Origin of the sequence: Pseudomonas sp. DSP3-2-3 (genome assembly GCF_049898225.1) — a bacterium.
In the GTDB taxonomy this organism is placed as follows: Bacteria; Pseudomonadota; Gammaproteobacteria; order Pseudomonadales; family Pseudomonadaceae; genus Aquipseudomonas.
The window spans coordinates 38541-60461 of sequence record NZ_JAFCXH010000004.1; the positions used below are offsets into that span (position 1 = coordinate 38541).

The 21921-nt window shown below is 58.9% G+C and carries 14 protein-coding genes; 7 read left to right on the forward strand and 7 right to left on the reverse strand.

Features of this window, described 5'->3' with window-relative positions; genetic code table 11:
* Positions 1-71 precede the first annotated feature (71 nt).
* The 3 genes from ACP7E4_RS06170 to ACP7E4_RS06180 all read right to left on the reverse strand — a co-directional run bounded on the left by ACP7E4_RS06170 (position 72) and on the right by ACP7E4_RS06180 (position 4577).
* Complete coding sequence (locus ACP7E4_RS06170) at positions 72-1268, reverse strand: GAF domain-containing sensor histidine kinase (protein WP_426112989.1); 1197 nt, start codon at positions 1266-1268, stop codon at positions 72-74.
* A 112-nt stretch (positions 1269-1380) separates the two neighbouring features.
* Positions 1381-2262, reverse strand: coding sequence for a phosphate/phosphite/phosphonate ABC transporter substrate-binding protein (locus tag ACP7E4_RS06175; protein ID WP_426112987.1), 882 nt, complete (start codon positions 2260-2262; stop codon positions 1381-1383).
* Entirely contained in the window at positions 2250-4577 is a 2328-nt protein-coding gene (locus ACP7E4_RS06180; RefSeq protein ID WP_426112985.1) for a putative bifunctional diguanylate cyclase/phosphodiesterase, read from the reverse strand. The genes ACP7E4_RS06175 and ACP7E4_RS06180 overlap by 13 nt, the downstream gene beginning before the upstream one ends.
* 198 nt (positions 4578-4775) lie before the next feature.
* Here ACP7E4_RS06180 and ACP7E4_RS06185 point away from each other — a divergent pair, with 198 nt between their 5' ends.
* Both ACP7E4_RS06185 and ACP7E4_RS06190 read left to right on the forward strand, forming a co-directional pair.
* The gene (locus tag ACP7E4_RS06185) at positions 4776-5048 is read left to right on the forward strand and encodes a CopG family ribbon-helix-helix protein (protein ID WP_426112982.1); all 273 of its coding nucleotides are present in this window, start codon (positions 4776-4778) and stop codon (positions 5046-5048) included.
* Positions 5048-5323: a type II toxin-antitoxin system RelE/ParE family toxin gene (locus ACP7E4_RS06190; protein WP_065832212.1), complete on the forward strand. Its 276-nt coding sequence runs from the start codon at positions 5048-5050 to the stop codon at positions 5321-5323. Before ACP7E4_RS06185 ends, ACP7E4_RS06190 begins: the two co-directional genes overlap by 1 nt.
* A gap of 42 nt (positions 5324-5365) precedes the next feature.
* Here ACP7E4_RS06190 and ACP7E4_RS06195 read toward each other — a convergent pair whose 3' ends face one another.
* Positions 5366-6613, reverse strand: a complete 1248-nt coding sequence (locus ACP7E4_RS06195; RefSeq protein WP_426112980.1) for a M20/M25/M40 family metallo-hydrolase — start codon at positions 6611-6613, stop codon at positions 5366-5368.
* Between the two features lie 168 nt (positions 6614-6781).
* On the opposite strand from ACP7E4_RS06195, the gene ACP7E4_RS06200 reads away from it, so the two are divergent.
* Together ACP7E4_RS06200 and ACP7E4_RS06205 are read left to right on the forward strand one after the other, a co-directional pair.
* Positions 6782-7408, forward strand: coding sequence for a glutathione S-transferase family protein (locus ACP7E4_RS06200; RefSeq protein ID WP_426112978.1), 627 nt, complete (start codon positions 6782-6784; stop codon positions 7406-7408).
* 469 nt (positions 7409-7877) lie between these two features.
* The gene (locus ACP7E4_RS06205; protein WP_426112976.1) at positions 7878-10076 is read left to right on the forward strand and encodes a TonB-dependent receptor; all 2199 of its coding nucleotides are present in this window, start codon (positions 7878-7880) and stop codon (positions 10074-10076) included.
* A 68-nt stretch (positions 10077-10144) separates the two neighbouring features.
* Here ACP7E4_RS06205 and ACP7E4_RS06210 read toward each other — a convergent pair whose 3' ends face one another.
* Positions 10145-15376, reverse strand: coding sequence for a DUF4011 domain-containing protein (locus ACP7E4_RS06210; protein ID WP_426112974.1), 5232 nt, complete (start codon positions 15374-15376; stop codon positions 10145-10147).
* A 129-nt stretch (positions 15377-15505) separates the two neighbouring features.
* Entirely contained in the window at positions 15506-16231 is a 726-nt protein-coding gene (locus ACP7E4_RS06215) for a GntR family transcriptional regulator (RefSeq protein WP_426112971.1), read from the reverse strand.
* A gap of 153 nt (positions 16232-16384) precedes the next feature.
* Between ACP7E4_RS06215 and ACP7E4_RS06220 the strand changes: the two genes are divergently transcribed.
* The 3 genes from ACP7E4_RS06220 (at position 16385) to ACP7E4_RS06230 (ending at position 19821) form a co-directional block, all read left to right on the forward strand.
* The gene (locus tag ACP7E4_RS06220; protein ID WP_426112969.1) at positions 16385-17596 is read left to right on the forward strand and encodes a pyridoxal-phosphate-dependent aminotransferase family protein; all 1212 of its coding nucleotides are present in this window, start codon (positions 16385-16387) and stop codon (positions 17594-17596) included.
* A 107-nt stretch (positions 17597-17703) separates the two neighbouring features.
* Entirely contained in the window at positions 17704-19002 is a 1299-nt protein-coding gene (locus ACP7E4_RS06225; RefSeq protein ID WP_426112967.1) for an MFS transporter, read from the forward strand.
* Between the two features lie 54 nt (positions 19003-19056).
* Positions 19057-19821, forward strand: a complete 765-nt coding sequence (locus ACP7E4_RS06230) for a 2-keto-4-pentenoate hydratase (RefSeq protein ID WP_426112965.1) — start codon at positions 19057-19059, stop codon at positions 19819-19821.
* Between the two features lie 56 nt (positions 19822-19877).
* On the opposite strand, the gene ACP7E4_RS06235 is transcribed toward ACP7E4_RS06230, so the two are convergent.
* Positions 19878-21554, reverse strand: a complete 1677-nt coding sequence (locus tag ACP7E4_RS06235) for an NAD-dependent malic enzyme (protein ID WP_426112963.1) — start codon at positions 21552-21554, stop codon at positions 19878-19880.
* Positions 21555-21921: the final 367 nt, after the last annotated feature.

Sequence of the window (21921 nt, forward strand, 5' to 3'; positions counted from 1 at the left end):
GTGGCAGCGGTTTAGACCCCGGCAACGGCCGTTTGACTCCCCACAAAGAACGTCCGGGCCATTTCACGAGGTCAGATCACCCATCTGACCCTGGCCGGGAACCGGGCAATAAAAGTTGTCCCGGTCTCTAAAGTTGACGTAACGGTAAGGCTGCCGCCGTGGGCGCTGGCGATCTGCGATGCGATGTAAAGCCCCAGGCCCAGCCCTTCCCCGCGCTGTCCTGCCTCCGACCGAGTGAACGGTTCGAACAGCAACGGCATCAGTTGCGATGGGATCGGGGCTCCTTGATTGACCACGGACAGGACGATCTCATCAGCTTCGGCATAGGCCCGAACTTCGACAGGTGTCCCGGATGCCCCGTGAGTCACCGCGTTGCCCAGAAGGTTTGATAACAGCTGGGTGATGCGCAGCGCGTCGCAGTAGATCCCGGCCGGGATATCCAGAGAGTGATTCAGAATTGCAGACGGGTGTGAGGCCTGTACTTCATCCACCGTCAACCTGAGCGTGCGCCCAAGGTCGTCGACCAGTTGACGCTTGACAGGAATTCCGCCGCCCAGCCGTCCGCGAGCCAAATCCAGGACGTTCTCGATCAGGACGCCCATGCGTACCGAGCTGTTGCGGATAGCTGAAATGAGATTGAGTGAGCGCTTTTCCGTTGTCTTGGTTTCCAGCAGGTCAGCGCTCATCCGGATTGCACTCAGCGGCGTGCGCAAGTCATGCCCCAGAACAGCAATAAACTGGTCGCGCAACATTCCATGTTGCTTGGCGTCGACGAGCTGCGCCCGGGTTGTTTCCAGGCTGCTCTGGGTATCGAGACTCATCGCAATCAGTTGAGCGAACAACGTAAGGGTCTTGACGATGGCCGGCTCTTCAAGATTCGCGGGTACCGAATCGATTGCACATAAGGTACCGAAGAAGTCACCATTGGCCTTGATGATCGGGATGGAAATGTAACTCTCCAGCCCATACGTCTTAGGCGTGTGGTGGGACGAGAAAACGGGATGCTGACTGGCGTGGCCGAAGATCACCGGTTTTCGGTGTTGCCGAATTTCGTGGCAGATCGTCGATTCCACCACCAGCTCACCACCGGGTTTCAACCCGAAATTGATTGAATCATCAACGGCACACGCCACCCAGTTTTGTTCAGTGACTCTGGCGACCGCCGCAAAACGCATCCCGGTCACGTGTTTGACCATACTCAGAATGACCGGAACGGCCTCAATAGAGCCAATGGCGTCAATATCGGTAGAGAATGCTGATCTGGTCATCGGTCAACGGGTCAAGTGAAATTCTGGCAAAGATTATCGTGAAACCATCGGCGGTTCCTAAACAAACATGGCCGGCTGTCGCTGCAACGTGGGTAGCCATAAACGACTGATGTCATGGCGCAGCCGCTTTTTGCTGCATCACCCGCAGCAGTGGCTCGTATTCCGCATGGCTGGCCGGGACGATCCCGGAAGCGTCCTGAGCCTTCAGAAATGAGGCAAGGCCTTGTTGATCGTTCAACATCGCGGCGCGAATGCGCTCTTTCAGCAACGGACACAGGCTGCCGCCGAACACATAGGGATCGTAGTAGATCGGGGTCGAGCGCCACAGCACGTTGAAGGTGTCACGCGTGATTCGCCCACTGTTCAGGTACGCGTCAACCCGCACGCTGGCCACAAAGGCCGCGTCCACTCTGCCGTCCAGCAGCGCATCCAGCGACTTGTCGTGGGAGCCGGAATACACCACCGAGCTGAAAAACCGGGCCAGCGGCAGCCCCGCTTGCGCCGAAAACTCGGCATTGGGCACGACACTGCCGGAGGTGCTCGCCGGGTCGCTCAGGGCGACCTGAGTACCGCGCAATGCCTCAAGGCTGCTGGCGTCCTGGCGACGACTCAGCAAGAGTGACTGATAGTGATGCCCGGCCGGGGTGAAATAGCCGGGGCTAATGGTCAGGCTGGCGAACGGTTCGATGCGCGGATCGCGCTGGCGGGCCAGGATATAGGACGCCGGTCCCAGCCAGGCAATGTCGACGCCACCGGAGACAATTGCATCGATCACGCTTTCATAGGAAGAGGCCGGGACTATTTCCACCGGCATGCCCAGCGCAGTACTCAGGCGCGTCAGCAACGGCTGATATTCCAGCAGCAGGACTTCCACGGTTTTGTTGGTCTTCGGGATGATGGCGAAGCGCAGCGTCTGTTGACTGCACTCGGCATGAGCCAGGCTTCCTGACAGCATCGTCATCAACAAAACAGTCAGCAATATTACTGCGCGCATGCTTTTTCCATCGCGTTGGTAAAAGGGGGATATTCATGAAGCTGGGCCGCAGACAGCGGTCGACTGAAGTGATAACCCTGAACCATGTCGCAGCCGGCCAGCTTCAGGCAAATGACCTGTTCGCGGGTTTCCACGCCTTCGGCGACCACTTCCAGCCCCAGGCGTTTGGCCAGAATGATGGTGGAGGCGACGATGGGATTGTCATCGGGGCTGTTGGACAACGGCGCAATCACCGCGCGATCGATCTTCAATTTGGTCAGCGGCAGCGATTGCAGGTGGGCGAAACCTGCGTAACCCTGGCCAAAGTCGTCCAGGCTGATGGCCAGACCTGCCGCGCGCAGGCATCCAAGGTGCTCAATGCCCTGCCCTTCATGATCCAGCACCGAGGTCTCGGTGATTTCCAGTTCCAGTTGCTGCGGCTCGATGTCGTAACGTTCGAGTTCGCCGAGCAGCCTTTGGCTGAAGTCGGCCTGGCGCAACTGTATCGCGGAGATATTGATTGCCAGTCGGGTGCGATTGCCCTGTACCTGCCAGCGCGCCAGGTCCTCGCACGCCAGGCGCAGCACTTCCCAGCCGAGCGCAATGATGAAGCCGCTGCGCTCAGCCAAGGAGATAAATTGATCCGGATAGAGCAATCCAAAATCAGGGTGCTGCCAGCGCACCAATGCTTCGTAGCTTTCCACGAGCATCGAGTCCAGGCGGATCTGCGGCTGGTAGTGCAGCAGAAACTGTCGCTCGCTCAGCGCTCCGGCAAAGGCCTGTTCCAGAGTGAATTCCTTGATGTCTGCGACGTTGAGTGACGGGTCGAAAAACCGATATTGTCCGCGCCCGGCCCTTTTCGCCGAATACATCGCCGCATCAGCGCAACGGATCATGCCCTCGACGTCCTGACCGTCGCGCGGGCAAATGCTGACGCCAACACTCGGACTGGTGCTGAGCTCATGTTCTTCAAGGGAGTAAATCGCGGAAAGTTTGTCCACCAGCATTCGCGCCCAGGCGTCGATCTGCTCCTCGCTGCGCTCTCCGGCCAGCAGCACGACAAACTCGTCGCCACCAAAGCGCGCCGCTGCGTCCGTCGGCTCCAGCAGGCGGCTGATACGCCCGGCAATCGCCTGCAACAGCAAATCACCGGTCCGATGCCCCAGGGAATCGTTGATCGATTTGAAGCGATCCATATCGATGAACAAAATGGCCAGCAACTGCCGCTTGCCGCGCTGCCGGGTCAGAACCTGCGTCGCAACCTCCATGAACTGGCGCCGGTTGTGCAGACCGCTCAAGTGGTCTGTGGCCGCCGCATGACTGCTGCGTCGGTGCTCTTCTTCCAGCCGACTTATCAGGTCCTGATTGATCTGCTGGGCCTGTTCCAGTTCCGCGAATGCTTCCTGGCGCCTGTGTAAAACGCGCAGGGTCCAGATCAGGCTGCCGAGAATGAACAGCGTCATGCAGAGATTCAGCCACAGCTGCCGCTCATAAGTGAGCTGCGATGGGGCGAGGATTTCGTCGCGCTGTTGACTGACGATTACGCTGAAGCCGCGCTGTGACGTCCGGCGGTACAGGCTCTGGAATTGCGCGGTGGAGGAATACTGGGTGATTTCCCCGGACTCAATGCCGCTGCTCGACAATTCCGGGCTGAGTGCCGCGCCGGCGACCACGACGCCGCTGCTGGTAAGCCGCAACCGCTCGTGACCCTCGTTATCGAGCAAACGCATCATGCCGCTACGGCCCAGATCAATATGCTCGAAGAGTGCCGCCAGATAACCGATATCCAGCTGCACCAGAAGGATGCTGTCGAGCTCGCGCATCGAAGGATCGGCCAGCGGCAACAGGAAAGGCAGGCGCCAGTTCGGCGGCGCGGATTCGTTTTGTGCGTCTGGCAAGCCTGGCAGAAAGGGCTTGAGGCCGTTGCGCTCGATGTGGCGCTGCAATTGCGTCAGCCAATCCGCTGGCAGTTGCTGTGGTTCATCAACATGAGTGCCGGAAAGCAGGCGACCATCGCGGCCATACAGACTCATGCGTTTAAGCACCGGGTCTTCGGCAAGCATGCGCACCAGACCCCAACTGCGTTGGTCCCGGTCTTCAATGTCACTTCGCGCAACCTTGCCAATGGCCTGTGCCCGGTCGACCAACTGACGCAGGTTTTCTGCGGCGATCGTAGCGAGGTTCAGATGTTCGGCCGCCTTGGCTGCCAGCGCTTCGTCACGGGAGGTGGCTTTCTGCTGGAAGAACAACCCCCACAGAAACACCAGCGTGGCCGCACACAGCATCACCAGGAGCAACCGTAACAGGCTCAGCGAGGAAGAAAACAGGCGGATCACTACTATTCTTCCAGCCGCGAGAAAGCGCCAAATTACTCCCGATATGTAACGGAATTATTACACTGACGACTTCTGCCCTGGCCGCCTTCAGGGTCTGTTTCATGGCACCAAATCCTGCTGACCGAACCCCTTGACCAAGCCGGCACATCAACTATGATTGAACTCCAATCACTTTGAATCACACTGTGGAGGCTTGCCTTGGGCCAGAGTACAGAAACCCGCGTGGTCACCGCGCACGTTCCATTGCTTTTGGCGGAAAAAGTCGATGAGCTGGCTTTACGCCTCGATCGCTCCAAAGGCTGGATCGTAAAACAGGCCCTGTCGGCCTGGGTTGATCAAGAAGAAGAGCGCAGCCGTTTGACACTGGAAGCGCTAGCCGATGTTGATGCCGGACGTGTTATTGATCATCAATCGGTTCAGGCGTGGGCCGATAGCCTGGAGACAGACAAGCCCCTGCCGGTACCCAAGTAATGGAATTGAAGTGGACCAGCAAAGCACTCTCCGATCTTGCCCGCCTCTACGAATTTCTTGCCTTGGTCAATCGCGCGGCCGCCGCCCGTACTGTTCAACAACTGACGTCTACTCCAACGATGCTTCTCAACAATCCACGGCTGGGTGAACGCCTTGAAGAATTTGCGTCCCGGGATGTCCGGCGATTGTTGATCGGGGGCTATGAGCTACGTTACGAAATTCAGGGCTCGACGATCTATCTGCTGCGGTTGTGGCATACGCGAGAAAATCGCTAAGACGGCTACTGATTTTTCGCCGCCCGCGATCGAATGACTTGATTACGGCGCGGCATCTTCCTGAGACAACTGCGTGATCAGCGCCACGGTCAGGTAGAGCCTGGGAGCTATGCTCGACAGCTCGATGTATTCGTCATCGGCATGCAAGCCGGCACCGACGACTCCCATGGTTTCCAGCACTTCCGGTTTTGCGCTGTCCGGTACGTAGGCGTAGCCCGCATCGGTGCCGAAACGCATGGCGATAGGCTCAATGTTGTGACCGATTTCGCCATAAAGCGCCTGTGCGGTTTTTGCCAGCTGTTCGGAGCCCGGATTTTTCGCCAAGGGTGGGCGGCCTTTTTCCAGGCGCAACGTCACTTCAGTGCCATCAATGAGTTTTTTTGCCACGATGCGTTGGGCATCGGCGAGTACCCGGTCGGTTTCACTCAAGTCGGAGTAACGCATGTCAGCCTCGGCCGAGGCACTGGACGGGATGATGTTACGCTTCTCGCCGCCCTTGATCAGCGTCCAGTTGACCGTGGTTCCTTTGGCCGGATCGCCGAGATCCTTGAGCTGCAACATCTGGTGCGCCAGCTCCATGGCCGCATTGTGCCCCGCCTCAGGCGCGGAGCCGGCGTGGGATGACTTGCCCTTCACGTCGAGAATCAAACCGTTGATGCCGTTGGTGGCGACAGTCACCGCGTCTCTGTCTGGCGGCTCATACGAGAATACATAGTCGTGCTGACGGGCCAGTTCGGCGATTATTTTCTTCGAGCCTGCGGAGCCGGTTTCTTCATCAGGGTTGAACAGTACCGTGAGGGTGCCGAAGTCCTTGAACTTCTCATCCTGCAGCAGCCGCAACGAATGCAGGATCATCGCCACGCCGCCTTTGGCGTCAGCAACACCGGGGCCGTAGGCGCGCTCGCCGTCGACCTTGAACGGACGTTTCGCGGCGGTGCCTGGCCCGAACACCGTGTCGTAGTGGACCATCAGCAGAAAACTCTTGCTGCCAGTGCCCTTGATAGTGCCGACGATGTTGTCGCCAGCGGACGGGTTCGCAGGTGTCGTGATGACTTCAGCGCCCAACGCCTTAAGCCGCTCGACCAACACCGCGCTGACGGTTTTCAGGCCGGGTGCCTGGCCGGTTCCGGTATCAATGTCCACCAGCTGTTTGACGGTGGCCAGATAGGATTTCTGTTCAGCCTCGGCTTTTTTCAGCAGTTGAGCCGGTGCCAGGTCATTAGCGAATGCAGTACAGGACAAGAATGAAAACGCGAGCGCGACGGCGATGGGTGAACGTCGAATAAGCATGCTGGTTCCTTCAGATCATTGCGAATTGAAGCCCCATCTTTACCCATTGATCCTGTCAACGCCACCCACCGCTGTGGGCGTTCACGCGAACCAGGCAAAAAATACCGGGCACTCATCGCCACTCACGCAGTCTGCTTAAGACACTTCTAACCCCTCGTCGGAGCGCTCATGATTACCGTCCACCACCTCAACAACTCCCGTTCGCAACGCATCCTCTGGCTGCTCGAAGAGCTGGGCCTGCCCTACGAGATCAAACGCTACCAGCGTGATCCGAAAACCAATCTCGCCCCACCGGAACTCAAGGCCATCAACCCGCTGGGTAAATCCCCGGTGGTCGAAGACGGCCCTCATGTGCTGATCGAGTCAGGTGCCATTGTCGATTATCTGATCCGACGACACGGCAATGGCAGATTGCAGCCGGACCCTGCGACCGCCACCTACGACGAGTATGTCCAGTGGCTGCACTTTGCCGAGGGCTCGGCGATATTGCCGCTCATGCTTAACCTCTACGTCGGTCGCCTGGGCGATGCGGGTGCGCCGCTGCTCCCGCGTATCGAGTCAGAGCTGGATAACTACCTCGGCTATCTGAACAACGCCCTGGGCCTGACGCCGTATCTGGTCGGTGAAGAACTCAGCGGCGCCGACATCCAGATGAGCTTTATCGGCGAGTTCGCTAAAGCGCAGGGCAAAATCGGCCCCTACCCCCAGCTGGCAGCCTGGGTAGAAAGGCTTCAGGCGCGACCGGCCTATAAAAAGGCGATCAGTCGAGGCGGCGAGTACGCGTTCGCCAAGTAAACAGGAGATTCCTCGTCGCGCAGCAACAGTTCCGTGCAGGCTGTGTGAAAACGTCACGAGCGAAGGCAAGACAAGGCAAAAACAGGCGAAAAACGGCCGGGGTCGCGATCGACTCCAGGTGTTCTAAATAAGCATTTTCCGCCTGTTTTTAACGCAGTATTGCCGAGCGCAGTAGTTTTCACACAGTCTGCGTGGGACCGGATTTATCCGGGAAGAGGTCGGTACATCCACTGCACTTTCCTCGTCAGGAATGCCACCTTCCCGGATGAATCCGGTCCCACTGATCCTGGTTAGGGCCAATGCCTCGCCAGCAAGTTGGCTCCTACAACCTGATTTCCGCACGAATGTGAAAATTTCGTTATTGACTGATAACAATTTGCAATCACGACTGATAGTATTTGCGCCTAAGAATCAGTCGTATTGCCAAGGAGGCTTTTCACCATTCCCCTGCACTTCAGGTACTCGTCCCATGGTCTTCGCCTTTCCGTCGCGCCCAACCCTGCTCGCACTGTGCTGTTCCGTCAGCTTCATGGCCCACGCCGCCGCCCCGGTTGAACTGGGTGCCACTGATGTCAACGCCGAAGCGGTCAAGGCCAATTCGAACACGCTGCCTGAAACTTTCGCTGGCGGGCAGGTAGCACGAGGCGGGCAAATGGGTGTGCTGGGCAACCAGGACAACATGAATGTGCCATTTGTCATGACCAGCTATACCTCGAAGCTGATCGAAGACCAGCAAGCCGAGGACGTCGGTGACGTGCTGCTCAACGATCCGTCGGTGCGCCAATCCTATGGTTTCGGCAACCAGGCGCAGGTGTTCGTCATTCGCGGCCTGCCGCTCAATGGCGATGATATTTCCTACAACGGGCTGTACGGCGTACTACCACGCCAGATTCTGTCCACCGACGCCATCGAACGCGTTGAAGTGTTCAAAGGCCCGAATGCCTTCATCAACGGTGTGAGCCCTACCGGCAGTGGCCTGGGCGGCGGCGTCAACTTGCAACCCAAACGTGCTGGCGACACACCGACGCGTCGCTATACCCAAGACATCAGCTCCGATGGTCGTATCGGCGAGCACCTGGACATCGGCCAGCGCTTCGGCGATGACAATCGCTTCGGCGCGCGCGTCAACCTCAGCCAGCGCGAGGGCGAAACCGCTGTCGACGACCAGGATCAGCGCACCAAGTTGTTCGTCGCCGGCCTGGACTATCGCGGCGACAAATTCCGCGTGTCTTCAGATTTCGGTTATCAGAAACAGCGCGTCAACCATCTGCGCAACACCGTGCAACTGGGTACCGCGACCAGCATTCCGACCGCTCCCGACGCCAGCCATAACTACGGCCAGAGCTGGACCTACACCGAAACCGAAGACACCTTCGGCATGATGCGCGGTGATTGGGACCTGAACGACAGCTGGACGGCCTACCTGGCCGGTGGCGTCAAGCACACCCGCGAAACCGGGGTTTATGGCACGCCGACACTGGTGGGCAACTCCGGTACCGCCACCATCAGCGGATCGGAAATTCCGCACAATGAAGACAACACCAGCTTCAGCACCGGCCTGAATGGCCGTTTCCAGACTGGCCCGATCAGCCATCAGATCGCGATTGGCGCTTCGACCATCTGGACCGAGCAGGAAAACGCCTACATCTTTTATCGTCCTACGGTGGGCAATACCAATATCTACAACGCCAACAAGCTGGCCAAACCTACCGACGGCTACTTGACCGGCGGCGACATGGGCGATCCTGGCGTCACGGGTAAAACCCGCAATCGCAGCCTGGCGATTTCCGATACCCTGGGCCTGTTCGATGACAGCCTGTTGCTCACCTATGGCGTGCGTCGCCAGCAACTGCGCGTGGAAAACTATTTCTACGACGGCAGCACCGTGAACGGCCAAGCAAATGCCGCCAACGACGGTAGCCGCAGCTCGATCTACGACGAGGCGATCACCACGCCGGTGTACGGCATTGTCTACAAGCCCACCGAAATCATTTCGCTGTACGCCAACCGCATTGAAGGTCTGGCCAAAGGGCCCGTTGCCTCGGGTACCGGTATCACCAACCTCGGTGAAGCCTTCCCGCCGGGTCGCACCAAGCAACTGGAAGCCGGCATCAAGCTGGACATGCAGACCTTCGGCGCCAATCTGGGTGTGTTCCGCATCGAGCGGCCTACCGACGGCTTTGTGGATGCCGCCAGCCGCTTGTATGTGCGTGACGGTGAGCAGGTCAACAAAGGTATTGAGTTGAGCGTATTCGGCGAGCCGATTGAAGGCCTGCGTTTGATGGCCGGTGGCACCCGCATGACCTCCGAACTGAAAAACACCTCCGGTGGCCTCAACGACGGCAACCACGCGATTGGCGTGCCGACCTTCCAGCTCAACGCCAGCGCAGACTGGGATATCCCTGGCCTGGAAGGCGCAGCGCTCAACGCTCGCATGCTGCGCACTGGAGGGCAGTACGCAGACCAGGCCAACAACCTCAGCCTGCCCACCTGGAACCGCTTCGACGCTGGCGCACGTTACAAGATGCGGGTTGAACAGAAAGACCTGACCTTGCGCGTGAACGTGGAAAACATCACCGACAAGAACTACTGGGCCTCCGCCAACGGCGGTTATCTGACCCAGGGCGAGCCACGTCTGGTGAAATTCTCGGGCACCATCGACTTCTGATTCACCCGATCCCTAGGACCGGCTTTAGCCGGGAGATTGCCTCCCGGCTGAAGCCGGTCCTACGGAAATCATGGCGTTCCAGCGGCTTCAACGTTGACCTCCAGTGGATCGACAAAATCAACGGGCAGCGCGTCCGGCACCTCCCTCGATTGCTCCAGCAAATCGTTCAACTCGGCATGCAACCGCTGCAAGGCACCTTCCTTATCGACCCACCATTCGGTGGACCACAAGCGCAGCAGATTCCAGCCCAGGCCGCGCAGGATAGCCCCGCGCACCTTATCGCGATCACGAGCGGTTGCAGCGCTGTGATACGTCGCGCCGTCGCATTCGACACCCGCCAGGTAATCGCCCGGACGATCGGGATGAACAACCCCCAGATCAATCCGGAAACGTGACACGCCGATCTGCGGCACCACTTGCCAGCCCATCCGTCGCAGCCCTTGCGCCACAGCCTCCTCAAACGGCGAATCGTAACCGCCCAACGAACCCTGAACTGCCTCGGCCAATGCACTCGGACCGCGCTGGGCAAATTCGATGAAGTGTTTGAGATCACGCACCGCGCGGGCATTGGTGCGGTTGAGATCGATCATCGACGGATCGAACGACGAGAACACCAGCATCTCGCGACGCGAACGGGTAATGGCGACGTTCAGCCGCCGCCAACCGCCGTCCTTGTTCAGCGGCCCGAAGTTCATCGACATCACCGGCGCACCCGGCTCGGTAGGCCCGTAGCCAACGCCGAGCATGATCAGATCGCGCTCGTCGCCCTGTACGGTTTCCAGATTCTTCACCACAACCGGCTCAGTCTGGCTGTCCTGAAAGAAGGGTTCGATCTGCGGGTATTGCTGACGGGCAGCGTCCATCAGGTCATTGATGAGCTTCTGCTGATCGGAGTTCAGCGTGATGATACCGATTGAATATCCCGCAGCAATGAACGCCGGATCAGTGAGACGCTTGACCGTTTCCTGGACGATTGCTTCGGCTTCCACCTGGTTGCAGCGCCCCTTGCCCTTGGCATAAACGCCTTCGACACGCCGCCACTCGACGGCGCTGGCCCGGGTTTCAGCCGCCGGAAAGGTGATCAGGCTGCCGTCGTAATACCGGTGATTGGAAAACGCGATCAGGCTTTCATGGCGGCTGCGGTAGTGCCAGCTGAGGCTGTGACTTGGCACGCCAGCACCCAGGCATTCGTCGAGAATGCTTTCCATGTCTTCGGCGGTATCGTCGTCCTCGGCATTTGCACTCCGGTTGAAAAAGTTGGTTGGCGGCATCTGACGCGGGTCACCGGCAATGATCACCTGTTTGCCCCGTGCGATGGAACCGATAGCGTCCCAGGGCGCAATCTGCGACGCCTCGTCAAAGATCACCAGATCGAACGGCGGCTGATCGGCCGGCAGGAACTGGGCAATCGACAGCGGACTCATGAGCATGCACGGTGCCAGACGGTTCAGCGCGTCGCCCATCTCGATGGCCAGCTGACGAACCGGCTTATGTCGACGGGATTTTTGCAGCTCATGCTTGAGAATGGCGAAGCCGCTGTTTTTGGCAATGTCGTTCTTCGACGGAATCAGACCGCACAGCTTTGCGCGAATGTAACGTACGGTGAGTTTCGCCAACTCGTCGTCCAGACGGTTGAACGTGGCGATGTCGCTCATATGCTCGGCAGCAACGAAGGTTCTCAGCAACGGTTCGCTGTCGATGCCCACCGTGGCGAACCAGTGGGAATACGCCGTAACAAATGTCTCCTCAACGGCCGATGGCAGCAAGCGGCCCTGTTCCAGCGCCTGAGCCAAAGGTGCCAGACCAGCTTCGCGCGCTTGCTCGCGGACCCGGCACCAGTCGCACCAGGCCTTGAGTTGCCCTTCCTGTTGCGAGATAGCAGCGCACGTCGTACGAAGTTCGGCAACGCTCGGAAGCATTTCGCTATCGGTCATGGTCAGCTCGGCAATTAGCCGGGCGGCGTCATCGTAGCGGGCCAAGGCTTGCTGCAATGTCGCCAGCGCCGCAGCGATCTGACCGCCCGTGCCGAGCATGTCGTTGGCTTCTATCACCAACCGTGCCACGGCACTGCGCAACGCGATCAACTGTTCCGGTGATTCAACCAGCGACCTGAGCCGGGCACGCAAATTTTCGGCCAGCACCACGGCTTTGAGGGTGCGTGCGCCGTCGCTGGCAAGTTCGTTCCAGCCGGGAATCGATTGCAATTGGGGAGCAAGATTGTCCAGCTCCAGCAATTGCGCCTGCAAACGTTCAAAGATCAGCAGATCACCTGGGACGTCCGGCAAACCCGCAGCACCACCGACCGACGCCAGCTGCGTGGCGATCTTCTTCTTGGCGAGGCTGGCGAAGAACCAGAACTTGCCCTCGGCTTCATGCCAGTCCCTGCGCATGGCCTCGACCGGAACCCGGCGACAGGCTTCCTCGGCGTAGTTCAGCGACAGACTCTCCTCCAGTTCGCGATAATCGGCGAGCAGCTGGCAGGCATGCCGGGCAGCTTCGATTCGCGCAATGGCATCCGGGGCAAAGGCGAAGGAAAGGTTCAGGCCATGGCACTCAACGAGCAGACCGGCCAGATCATTCAGCCGTTGAAGGTGCGCCACTTCCGTCACCGGCAGCGACAAGTGCGTCACCGCCAGCATCCTTTCAGCAGCGCTTACCAGCGCATCAAGCGCCTGAGGCAATTCACGGGCGGCGCTGACGATCTGCGCTTGCCAGGCGTTGGACCATTGGGTCTGCGCCAAGGCGCCAAAACTGCCCGACAGGTCCCGAGCAGCGGAACCGTTGAGCCCAAGGCGTCGGGCGAGATCCAGCAAACCAGCGTACTGGTCCGCAGTGTGTTCAACGCCTGCCGGCCACGCCAGGCGCGGCGTCGCGGGACCATGGTCGCGCACGACACGACCGATGGCCTGATGCAGAGACAGGCCGTTCGGTCTACGCCGATGCAACACCTCGACCATTTGATTGAGTCGCGCCCGCAGCGTCTGCAATCTGCCGGCCTCACGCTGCCACTCCTCGGCGCTCAAGGCGTCGCGTACGTCCCAGGCGCGGTCCAGTTGCTTGAGCACCTCGACCTTCGACGCTTTGCTTGAATGCAGCTCCAGGCAAAACTCGCCCAGGCCTTTCTCTGCCAGACGGCGATACACCACGTCGAGTGCTGCACGCTTTTCCGCCACGAACAGCACGCGGCGACCGAGGGCCAGGTTGTGGGCGATCATGTTGGCAATGGTCTGCGACTTGCCGGTGCCGGGCGGCCCGTCGAGCACAAAGCTGTGTTTTCCGGCAGAAGCCACCACCGCCGATAACTGCGACGAGTCTGCCGCTAACGGAGTGAACAGCTGGGCCGGTGTGACCGTCGCGTCGAGCTGCTCGGGGCGCGGGAAATCCTCGGAACCAGCAAAACCTTCGCCGCCTGCGTCGCGCTCCAGCAAATGCCGCACCAGCGGGCTTTGCAGCAGCTGTGCGGCGTTCGCGTTGAGGTCTTTCCACATCAGGTACTTGGCAAACGAGAAGGTGCCGAGCACCAGTTCGGTAGTGACTTCGAATCCTGGCACATCGCGTACGGCGCGGCGCACCTTATTCCAGATGCCCACCACGTCGATACCGCTTTCGTCGCCGGGCAAATCGCCGTCCAGCCCCGGAATGACCAGCTCAAAATCGTGACGCAACAGCTCCAGCAACGTCAGGTTGAAGCGTGGCTCTTCATCCAGCAGACTCAGGGTTACCCCCGACAAGGCGCTTTTACGTTCAAGTTTGACGGGCAGCAGAATCAGCGGCGCAGAGTAGGTTTTCGGGTCGTCGGCACTTTTTTTCCACTTAAGAAAACCAATCGCCAGAAACAGCGTGTTCGCCCCGCCCTCCTCCAGATCGCTGCGCGCCTTGCGAAACAGATCAATCAGGGTCGCTTCGAGTTTGGGTTTTTCCAGACTGGCGAGCACTTCGCCACGGACCAGCGCCTGACGCGCGACCTCATCGACCAGACTTGCAAGATTCTGCTGTTCATACAGGGCAGTGTCGCGGCCACTGCTGTTCAGGTCCGGCACGGGCAGGACGCGAATGCGCTGGCCGCTGGACAGCAGATCTTCCAGAGCCGCCGGATCAGGACACAACAAACGCACGCCTTTGGCGCTGTCCGGCAGGTGCAGCAAGCGATTGCGGGTGGTGAGGTCGAGCAGTTTGCGCTGCCAGAGCGTCAACTTGCCTGCCGGTCCATCGCTGCTGTCGTTGATTTCCACATCGAAACCGGGCAATAGCGGCGCTTCTTCCAGGCCTTCAACAGCCGCTGGCGTTTCATCCGTCTCGGCGGGCGAACTCGGGTCGGGGGCCAGGGCTAGCGGGCGAATCTTCTGCATCCGCGCGCGATGCACGTCGATGGCCATGATGAACTGTTCATCGTCCAGTTGCCGCTCAGCGGCAGCGATCGCCTGACTGAAACCGGGCACGGGTGCCTGAGTCGCCAAGGTGGTTTCGAACACCACCATTTCCTTCAAGTCCAGGCGCTTGCGCACCGCCGACGCTTCGTCGGTCAACAACTGCGAGAACTCCTGGGGCTGTAGCCAGACACCCGCGAAAGCGTGGCCTTTGGTCATGATCAGCAAGGCATTCAACCCGGCCTGCTCCAGCGCGGCGGCAAACAGCAGCGCGGTATCCAGACAGGTCGCCACGCCGTTTTCCAGGATCATGCCCGGCGGCCGGATTCGCTGGCCTTGCTGCTCGAAACTGGCGGGCGGCAGCGCGTAGCTGAGCTTGAAACTGCAGACGCCAGACCAGATCGCCGAAGCCAGTTCCCAGGTCCGCGTGCGTGACTTGCTTTCATAGCCGTCGATGCCGTCTTTCTTCCCGGCGCCTCGCAACACCTGCGAAGCAGCTTTGAGCACACGGTCGACCGCCGGATCATTGGGCATGCAGAACGCGGCCAGCAACTCAGGCATGGCGCTGAGACCGCCCCACTCCGTGCGCGCCAGCAGTTCGGTTGCAAAGCGTTGTTCCACCAGCAACTCGTCGCCGTGGCTCAGGCGCAGCACGACTGCAGCGCCAAGGCTTTCAGTGAGGCCTGCCAGATAACCGGCGTTGAGCTTGATATCGCGTTCGTTGATGCTCAGACGATCGCCGGGATTCAAGCGATCAATATTCCAGGTGCGGGTTTCGACAAAAGCGGGGTCGGTGCCAAGGGTCAGCACCAGATCCTGAAAAGGTTGTTCAGTCTGGTTCCAGAGGCTCAGCTCACGTACCAGCGGCACAGCATTCTGGTGGGAGGCGAAACCGATCTTGCGGGCGATCAGCGCCTCAATCTTGATGCTCATTCATGGGCTCCTCGAGCGGCCTGCGCTCGCCCCCTGACGGGAGGGGGCGAGAAAAAGACGCCTATAGTCCATGACTGCCTGTCGATTTGAAATGATTTATCCCGCAGACCAGATGAAATCCGCCCAACGTCAGCGGCGAATGGAATCCGGATGCTCGGAATCGTCGCGCACCATCAGCATAATGGCGTCGCGTTTTTCCAGAAGATGGTGGCGCAAGATGCTGCTCAAGCGCTTGCCGTCGCGCGCCTGCAAGGCCTCGATCATTTCTTCGTGATCGTGCAACGCCCTTTCCCACTTCGGTGCCTGTTGGTTGGACAGGAAGCGCAACGCGTGGATGCGTCGGTTCAAGGACAGATACACCTGACGCAGCGCCGAATTGCGCGCCGCAAGGTTGATCAGATCGTGAATCGCCCGGTTCCGCTGGTAGTAACCCGGCAGGTCATTCTGGTTCTTGCTGACCACCATCGCATAGTGCAGCGCCTTGATCTCATCAAGCTCCTGAAGCGTGATGCGTTCACAGGCCAGTTCACCGGCGAAGGCTTCGATGCCGCTCATCAGCTCGAACGTCTCGCGAATTTCCAGTTCCGACATGCGCGCAACACTCGCGCCACGGTTCGGATTGATCTCGATAAGGCCTTCGACCGCCAACACCTTGAGCGCCTCACGCAGCGGCGTCCGGGAAATGCCAAGGGTTTCGCACAGTTCGCGCTCGTTGAGTTTCCTTCCAGGTGGCAGCACGCCCTCGGTGATGAAGCTGCGCAGGTGTTCCACGACGGTGTCGTGCAAGCGCTGGCGCTCGACCTTGACCATCGGCCTGGGACTGCCAAGCTCGACCAGACCCTCAATATTTTGCATGCAAAATCCTCATCTGCATCGCTTGAGTGCGACGCCTTATTCGATATCAGCCCCACTAATGCCGAATATTAGCCCAAATATGACGTTTGACACAGCAAGAAGGCGTGCTAACGTATTTTGAATTCAAAATACAAAAACAAGAAGGAGTCACTCATGCTGAAGCTTGATTACCATCCCGCCGGCCGTCACTTTCTGCAAATTCCGGGTCCGAGCCCGGTTCCGGATCGCATTCTGCGCGCCATGAGCTATCCCACCATCGACCACCGTGGCCCGGAGTTCGGCGAACTGGGGCTCAAAGTGCTGGACGGTATCAAACAGATTTTCAAGACCCGGCAACCGGTGGTGATTTACCCCGCGTCGGGCACCGGCGCCTGGGAAGCGGCGCTGTGCAACACGCTGAGCACAGGCGATCAGGTGTTGATGTTCGAAACCGGCCATTTCGCAACGCTCTGGCAAAAAATGGCCCTGAGCCTGGGCCTCAAACCGCAATTCATCGGGCATCCGGGTATCGAGGGCTGGCGCGGCGGTGTCGATGCGCAAATGATCGAGACGCACCTGCGCGCAGACAGCAGTCACGCCATCAAAGCAGTCTGCGTCGTGCATAACGAAACCAGCACCGGCGTTACCTCGGACATCGCTTCGGTGCGCAAGGCCATTGACGCCGCCGGTCACCCGGCGCTGCTGCTGGTGGACACCATTTCCGGCCTCGGTTCAGCTGACTACCGCCATGATGAATGGGGTGTCGATGTCACTGTGTCCGGTTCTCAAAAAGGCCTGATGCTGCCGCCGGGCATCAGCTTCAATGCGGTTTCGCCCAAAGCCCTGGAAGCCAGCAAAACCGCAGGCTTGCCGCGAAGTTTCTGGGCCTGGGACGAAATTATCGAAATGAACAAAACCGGCTATTGGCCGTACACCCCCAATACCAACTTGTTGTATGGCCTGTCCGAAGCCTTGGACATGATCCTGGGTGAAGGCCTGGAAAATGTGTTCATCCGCCACAACCGCCTGGCCCACGCCTGCCGCACTGCGGTGAATGCCTGGGGCCTGGAAATCCAGTGCGCCGATCCAGCGGTATACAGCCCGGTGCTGACCGGGGTGATGACCCCAGAAGGCATCGACGCCGATGCCGTGCGCAAGATTATTTACGAGCGCTTCGACATGTCGCTGGGAACGGGCCTGGGCAAGATGAAAGGCCGCATGTTCCGGATCGGCCATTTGGGTGACTGCAACGATCTGATGCTGATGGCCACCCTGACCGGCTGTGAAATGGGCCTGCAATTGGCCGGCATCAAGCTGCAATCGAGTGGTGTATTGGCGGCAATGGATTATCTGGGAGGGCAATCCGTACCGTTCAGGCGCGAATGATGTGAAAGGAGCTGCGATCACCCGAATATCGCAGCTCCTCGATGTGACTCAACTATCCCGAATCATCGCGTTAGTCAGCGATAACAATAAGAAACTGGAGATAGATCATGAAGTTTTTACGTCTGCGCCCCACCACGGTGGTGCTGTTCATGCTGTGCGCCATGTACTTCATTACCTACCTGGACCGCGTCAACGTCAGTACGGCGGCGGTCGGGTTCGGCAAGGAATTCAACCTCACCAAAACGGAGATTGGCATTGTCTTCTCCGCGTTTGCCTATCCCTACCTCGTTTTTCAAATCATCGGCGGCTGGGTCAGTGACCGGTTCGGCGCCAAACGCACGCTGATTTTCTGCGGGTTGATCTGGGCAGGTGCAACGGTCTTGACCGGACTGGCCGGTGGTTTTATCTCGCTGATCGTGGCCCGCGTGCTGTTGGGCCTCGGTGAAGGTGCGACCTTCCCCGCTGCCACTGCAGCAATGTCGCGCTGGGTACCCAAGGAAAAACGCGGCTTTGCCCAAGGCATCACCCATGCGTTCGCCCGTCTTGGCAATGCCGTGGCACCGGCGGCGATGATCGCAGTCATGGCCACGTATGGCTGGCGGGAATCGTTTTATGTGTGCGCCGGGATCAGCTTTGTCTGGGTAATACTCTGGGCCGTGGTCTTCACTGAACTGCCCAAGGACCATCCGCGCATTTCCCAACAAGAGCTGGCAGTGTTGCCGGCCCCTAAAGTGAAAAGCACCATTCCACTCGCCTGGGGACGACTGTTCAAGCGCATGGCACCCGTGACTATCGTGTATTTCTGCTATGGCTGGACGTTGTGGTTGCTGCTCAGCTGGGTGCCGATGTACTTCATGAACATGGGCCTGGACCTGAAAAACACCGCGATCTTTTCCTCAACGGTGTTCTTCGGCGGCGTGGTAGGCGATACGCTGGGCGGCATCGTCAGTGATCGCATCTACGCGCGCACCAAAGACCTGAACAAAGCACGCAGCCGGATGGTTGCCATCTGCCTGACGCTGACGCTGATTTCTCTGATCCCCTTGATGTTCACCAAGGACATACATGTGTCCCTGGCCTGCCTGGCTATCGGCTTTTTCTTCTCCGAGATGACGATTGGGCCAATGTGGGCCATCCCGATGGACATTGCGCCGGATCATTGCGGTACGGCCAGCGGCATGATGAACACCGGCTCGGCCATGGCCGCGATTGTCAGCCCTGTGGCGGCGGGATTGCTGATCGACAAATTCGGCAACTGGCAGCTACCCTTCCTGGTCAGCATCGTGCTGCTGGCGATTGGGGTGATTCTGTCCTTTCGCATGAAGCCGCAGAACAAGTTTGAGTATGTCAAAGCAGCTGTTCCGCTAACGCCCGATGCGCAAGCCTCGACTGTCATCAGTAAATAACCGGTAGCCAGCCTCCGCCCGCGGGCGGGGTCTGGACGCAAATGGAGCGACCTCTTGAACTCAGCAACCTCACCTTCGCGCCTGGCGCAATTGCTTGTCGATGCACACCGCGAGCGCAGCCCGTTGGGCGAATTGGACGCTGATTTGCAGCCAGCGGACAAGGACGCTGCATACCAGATCCAGCAGGAAATCCTGCGCTTGCGTGGCGTTGCGCCCGGAGGCTGGAAGATCGGCTCGAAATCCCATACCGGCCCCATTCAGGGATCGCCGTTGCCACAGAACTGTCTGTTCGCCTCGGCCAGCCAGTTTGATCGCTCGGCTTACCCGCCACCGGGCGTGGAACTGGAAGTCGCCTTTCGCTTTAATCGCGCATTCACCCCGCGCGACGAGGCCTACAGCGATGAAGAGGTCATGGCGGGCATCGGCGAAATGGCCGCAACCATCGAACTGGTTTCCAGCCGCTTTGCCGCCTGGCCGAAAATCGAACCGCTGACGCAACTGGCCGACCTGCTCAATCACGGCGCGTTGATCGTCGGCGAATTCGTGCCTTACGAAGACAGCTTCGATTTCGTCAATCCAACCCTTGAGCTGACACTGAACGGCGCCAGCATCGTGCCTTCGGCGGTCGCCAATCCAGCGGGTGATCCGCGCCGTTTACTGCCGTGGCTGGTCAATCATCACACCCGCCAAGGGTTGACCGTGCCCAGGGAGTTCGTGATAACCACCGGGTCTTACACCGGGATATTTTTCGCTGAAAGTGCCGGCGAAGTCAGCGGTAAAATCCTCGGGTTGCCGGCGATTTCCCTGACGCTGGTTTAGCTATATAAAGCCGTAAAAAAACCCGCCAGTCTGGTGGGTTTTTTGTGTGCCAGCGTTTATTCCGGGCGACGCTCGTAGTTGCGATAAACCGGATACCAGAAGTGCTCGTCGATGGCATCGCGTAGCGCTTGTTCAGACGCTGGCTCGGCGACCAGATCACGCTGCGCAGCCAGGCCGACCGCCAGGGCGATACGCTTGCTTACTGCCTGGACATCGCGCAACGGCGGCAACATCTGCCCTTCCCCGGCACTGTCGGCCAATGCCTGGGCCGAGGCCATGAGCATGCCGTCAGTGATGCGCGTTGCCTTGCTGGCAATCGCGCCCAGGCCGATGCCGGGGAAGATGTAGGAGTTGTTGCACTGCGCGATAGGAAAGGTTTTGCCAAACAACTCGATGGGCAGAAACGGGCTGCCGGTAGCGATCAGCGCCTTCCCGTCGGTCCATTGCAGAATGTCTTTGGGGTGGGCTTCGATCTGCGAAGTCGGGTTGGACAACGGCATGATGATCGGTTGTGCACAATGCGCATGCATGGTCTGGATGATCGGCTGGGTGAACAAACCGGCTTTGCCTGACACGCCAATCAACACCGTGGGTTTCGCATTGCTTACCACGTCCTGCAGCGACGGCCAGTCTGCGTCGAAATCCCATTGCGCCAGAGACTCGCTGGAATGCGCCAGGCGCTGCTGGAAATCATAGAGATCCGGCTGGCGATCAGTCAGCAAGCCTTTGCTGTTGAGCAGAAATACCTGACTGCGCGCCTGGGCTTCGCTCAAACCTTCCAGCTGCATCGCCGCAATGATCTGCTCGGCAATCCCGCATCCGGCCGAGCCGGCGCCTACAAACGCAACGGTCTGGTCCGACAGACGCTGACCCTTGACCTTACAGGCTGCAAGTAAGGTTCCGACGGTGACAGCGGCGGTGCCCTGGATATCGTCGTTGAAGCAGCACAACTGATCGCGATAACGCGCCAACAGCGGCATGGCGTTGATCAGGGCAAAGTCTTCGAATTGTAGAATCGCCTCGGGCCAGCGACGTTGAACACCCTCGACAAAAGCCTGAAGGAAAGCATCATATTCCGCGCCGCGAATACGCTGTTCCCGACGCCCGAAATACAACGGATCAGCCAGCAAGCCCGGATTATTGGTGCCAACATCCAGTACTACCGGCAAGGTGTAGGCCGGACTGATCCCGCCGCAAGCGGTATACAACGACAGCTTGCCGATAGGAATGCCCATGCCGCCAACGCCCTGATCGCCAAGCCCCAGAATGCGCTCGCAATCACTGACGACGATGACTTTTACATGGTCCTTGGTGACATTGTTGAGGATCTCGTCGATGCGGTCGCCGTCGGCAATACTGATGAACAAGCCGCGATGGCTGCGATAAATCCGCGAGAATTCCTGGCAAGCCTTGCCCACCGTCGGCGTGTAGATAATCGGCAGCATTTCATCGAGATGCTCGTCGACCAGGCGGAAGAACAGGGTTTCATTGAAATCCTGAATCGAGCGCAGCAGGACATGCTTGTCCAGATCGGTCGCACAACCCTGAAACTGGTGATAGGCGCGCTGGACTTGTTGCTCGATGGTTTCGATCTGCTGTGGCAGCAAGCCTTGCAAATGCAACGTGTCGCGCTCGTGCTGGGTAAACGCCGTGCCCTTGTTCAGCAAGGGATTACCGAGCAACGTCGGACCAACAAAAGGGACTAATAGGGCTTGATCGGTGGAATCACTCATTTCAATCTCCTGCGTCGTTTTTTGTATTTTGAATTCAATATACACCGATGAATTCGGATTGAAAGATGACGTGCAGCAGAGACGATAGTCCGTAGAAACGAATCTGGTCGCGAAGGTTTTGTCTCGGGTTCGAAATGATGGGTGGATGTACCGACGATTCGCGGGCAAGCCTCGCTCCAACGGATCTACGCAACATTCACGATAGGACGTACAGCCGCTGTATTTGCGTCTACTGGAATGCCGTCTTCCCGGATAAATCCGGTCCCACACAATCAGCGCGATCCAGTGGGACCGGCTTTAGCCGGGAAGGCGCCGGTTCAGACAATACATCTGCGGCGCCTGGCGGTTGACCCCAGACATAGAATCT